At 68.1% G+C, this 3,816-nt stretch carries 4 protein-coding genes; 2 read left to right on the plus strand and 2 right to left on the minus strand.

Going from position 1 to position 3,816, the window contains the following annotated elements; genetic code table 11:
• Positions 1–1,302 (minus strand): NADP-dependent succinic semialdehyde dehydrogenase (locus tag A9X03_RS11035; RefSeq protein ID WP_068261012.1); only part of this gene is annotated, 1,302 nt, incomplete at its 3' end.
• 79 nt (positions 1,303–1,381) lie between these two features.
• Between A9X03_RS11035 and A9X03_RS11040 the strand changes: the two genes are divergently transcribed.
• Positions 1,382–3,028 carry an acetolactate synthase large subunit gene (locus A9X03_RS11040; RefSeq protein ID WP_068261014.1) on the plus strand — a complete coding sequence of 549 codons (1,647 nt, stop codon included), beginning with the start codon at positions 1,382–1,384 and terminating at the stop codon, positions 3,026–3,028.
• A gap of 1 nt (position 3,029) precedes the next feature.
• On the opposite strand, the gene A9X03_RS11045 is transcribed toward A9X03_RS11040, so the two are convergent.
• Positions 3,030–3,401 carry a hypothetical protein gene (locus tag A9X03_RS11045; protein ID WP_067779131.1) on the minus strand — a complete coding sequence of 124 codons (372 nt, stop codon included), beginning with the start codon at positions 3,399–3,401 and terminating at the stop codon, positions 3,030–3,032.
• Positions 3,402–3,513: 112 nt separating this feature from the next.
• Here A9X03_RS11045 and A9X03_RS11050 point away from each other — a divergent pair.
• Positions 3,514–3,816: hypothetical protein (locus A9X03_RS11050; protein WP_156746531.1), on the plus strand; the 303-nt coding region annotated here is incomplete at its 3' end.

Below are 3,816 nucleotides of genomic sequence, written 5' to 3' on the forward strand. Positions count from 1 at the left end.
ACGCTTGACGCCGCCGAACCCCAGCTCGGGGTAGGACACCGTCATGCCGTTGATGAAGACCTGGCCGGCCTCGATGTCGTCGATGAAGCGCTGCTGCTCGGCCTCGTCGTTGGTCCAGGCATTGGAGCCCAACCCGAACGTGGTGGCGTTGGCGATCTCGATCGCTTCGTCGATGTCCTTGGCCCGGTACATCGAGGCCACCGGTCCGAACACCTCTTCGGTGTAGAGCGCCATGTCCTTGGTGATATCGGTGACCACCGTCGGCGGGTAGAACCAGCCCGGCCCGTCGATGGGCTTGCCCCCGAGCCGGATCGTGGCGCCCGCCGCGGCCGCTTCGTCCACCTGCTTGACGATGTCGTCGCGGCCGGACTCGGTGGCCAGCGGGCCCACGTCGGTGTCCGGGTCGGTCGGGTCGCCCACCTTGAGCGCCTGCATCCGCTCGGTGAACTTGTCGACGAACGCGTCGTAGATGTCGGTGTGAACGATGAACCGCTTCGCCGCGATGCAGGACTGGCCGTTGTTCTGGACGCGCGCGGTGACCGCGGTCTTGGCGGCCTCGTCCAGGTTCGCCGACGGCATGACGATGAACGGGTCGCTGCCGCCGAGCTCGAGCACGGTGGGTTTGATCTCGTCACCGGCGATGGCCGCGACCGACTGCCCGGCCGGCTCGCTGCCGGTCAGGGTGGCGGCCGCGACCCGCGGGTCGCGCAGGATGCGCTCGACGGCACTGGACGAGACCAGCAGCGTCTGGAAGCAGCCGTCGGGGAAGCCACCGCGGGCGATGACGTCGGCCAGGTAGAGCGCGGACTGCGGCACGTTCGAGGCGTGCTTGAGGATGCCGACGTTGCCGGCCATCAGGGCCGGCGCGGCGAACCGGACGGCCTGCCACAGCGGGAAGTTCCACGGCATGATGGCCAGCACCACCCCGAGCGGTTGGTAGCGGGTGTAGGCCCGCTTGGCGCCGACCGCCTGCGCGTCGGCCGGCTCGTCGGCCAGCAGCTGTTCGGCGTTCTCCGCGTAGTAACGAAAGCCCTTGGCGCACTTGAGCGCCTCGGCCTTGGCCGACTTGAGCGTCTTGCCCATCTCGAGGGTCATCATCGCGGCGACGTCGTCGGCCTCCTTCTCCAAGAGGTCGGCGGTCGCGTTTGCCCACTGCGCGCGCTGGGCAAAGGTGGTGTTATGGCGGTAGTCCTGGAACCGGGCGTACGCGCGGGCGATGGCCGCGTCGACTTCCTCGTCGGTTGCCGGGGTGAAGGTCTTCACCGTCTCGCCGGTGGCCGGGTTGATCGTGGCGATGGGCACGCTGCAATCCTTCGCTTCGGGGTTGGTAAGAGGTCCAACACCCAGCCTGCCACTATCGTTCCCCCAAGGGAGGTGCCGGATGAGTAATGCCGCCGAACTGATGGTCAAGTGCCTGGAAAACGAGGGTGTTTCCGTGGTGTTCGGACTGCCGGGGGAGGAGAACATCCGCTTCGTGCAGGCGCTGGCCGCGTCCAGTATCCGCTACGTGCTCACCCGGCACGAGCAGGGCGCGGCCTTCATGGCCGAGATGTACGGGCGCGTCACCGGGCGGGCGGCGGTGGTCTCGAGCACTCTGGGCCCCGGCGCGATCAACATGCAACTCGGGGTGGCCGACGCCACCACCAACAGCACCCCGCTGGTCGCGATCTCCGCGCAAGTGGGCCACGACCGGGAGTTCAAGGAGTCGCACCAGTACGTCGACCTGGTGTCGATGTTCGCGCCCATCACCCGGTGGGCCGCCGGAGTCCCGACCGCGCGCGCCATCCCCGAGATGTTCCGCAAGGCGTTCAAGGTCGCCGAGACCGAACGCCCGGCGGCGGTGTACGTGGCCGTCCCCGAGCACATCGACGCCGACGAAACCGACTATGACTTGACGCCGTTGCCGCGCAACGTCGTTCGCGCCGACGCGCCCGCACCCGGCCAGGTGGAGCGCGCGGTCGACATCCTGCGCCAGGCCAAGCGGCCGGTGGTGCTGGCCGGGCACGGCGCCGCGCGCGGCAACGCCACCGCGGCCCTGGTGCGGTTCTCCGAGGAATTCGGCATCCCCGTCGCCAACACCTTCCACGGCAAGGGTGTCATGCCCGATGACCACCCCAACAGCATCGGAACCCTCGGGTTCATGCGGCATGACTACGTGAACTTCGGCTTCGACAACGCCGACGTGGTGATCACCGTGGGCTACGAGCTGCAGGAGTTCGACCCCGTCCGGATCAACCCGCAGGCCGACAAGAAGATCATCCACATCCACCGGTTCCCGGCCGAGGTCGACGCCCACTATTCGGTGGACGTCGGGATCATCGGCGACATCAGCGCTTCCCTGGATGCGCTGACGGACGGGCTGGACGGCCACGCCTACGAGGCCGATCCGGAGGTTCCGGGGCACGGCCTGCTCGCCGAGGAATTCGCTCGGGGGCAAGAGGATTCGCGCTATCCGCTGGCCCCGGCTCGGGTGGTGGCCGACACGCGGGCGGCGCTGGGCCGCAGCGACGTGGTCCTGGTGGACACCGGCGCCACCAAGATGTGGATGGCGCGGCTCTACCCGACGTACGAGTGCAACACCTGTCTGGTGTCAAACGGCTTGTCCACCATGGGGTTTGCGCTGCCGGGTGCACTCGGCGTCAAGCTGGCCCGACCAGAGTCGAAGGTGTTGGCCGTCGTCGGTGACGGCGCGTTCCTGATGAACTCGCAGGAGATCGAGACCGCCGTCCGCGAGCGGATACCGCTGGTGGTGCTGATCTGGGAGGACGGCGGTTACGGCCTGATCGAGTGGAAGATGGACCTCGAACTCGGGGCCCACTACTACGTGAAGTTCGGCAACCCCGACGTGGTGAAGTACGCGGAAAGTTTTGGCGCCAACGGTTATCGGATCTCTCACGCCGAGGAACTGCTGCCGACGCTGCGGGCCGCCTTAGCGGATGACGGCGTCTCGGTGATCGCCTGCCCGGTCGATTACTCGGAGAATTTGCGGCTGACGGACCGGCTGGGCGAACTGGACGAGACGCTGTGATTCACGGGCACATCCAGGCCAACGGCGGACAGACGCCCGTGTTCGGCGGCAGCCGCAATCCCGGCGGCTGCCCTTGCACAATGAGCGCGGGCAGGCCGGAGTCGGGCGCGAAGTAATAGGTGTGGCAGACGTTGCGGTCCCAGTCCGGCATCCGGCGCATCTCGCCCAGGTTCGGGCACCACATCTGGCTGCAGATGTGTGAGGTGTAGCAAGCCGGCGGTCCTTCGGGCGGCGCGCACTCGGGCGGCTGATTACCGCCGTTGTTCGTGGAGCACACGGCGTGGGCGGTACCCGGACCGAGCATGAGGTCCGCCGTCCACAGCGAGCCGGAGAGCGCCAGCAGGGTTGCCAACCCCGCGATCGCTGGTCTCATGGTCGGATCCTTCGCCGCGCGCCGCCGATGTGGCGAGGGGCTTAAGTCCTCACATCACAGGACGGGCCCGAAGGCCCTATCGATCGGGCCGCCGGGCGCGGAGCCTTAAGACATGAGGCCGACCCGGCACCTCCACAAGCGATTGGGTGGCGCCGCTGCCGCGGCGACCCTGTTCGCGGTGGCCCTGTTCGCGGTGGCGCCTGCGGGGACGGCGGGCGCCGTCTACCCCGGCGTTCCGGAGTGGTATTCGCAGGCCGAAGAGCACCTGGCGCACACGACGAAGTTCATGCAGGCGGCAGTCGACGCGATCGAAGCCAACGACATCAACGCTCTACGGGCGGCCTGCTCGGCGGTCCACGACGAACAAGCCACCGGCCTGCAGGCCCACCTGCCCACGCCGGACCCCGCCCTGACC

This window comes from Mycobacterium sp. E1715, assembly GCF_001667625.1.
Lineage (GTDB): Bacteria > Actinomycetota > Actinomycetes > Mycobacteriales > Mycobacteriaceae > Mycobacterium.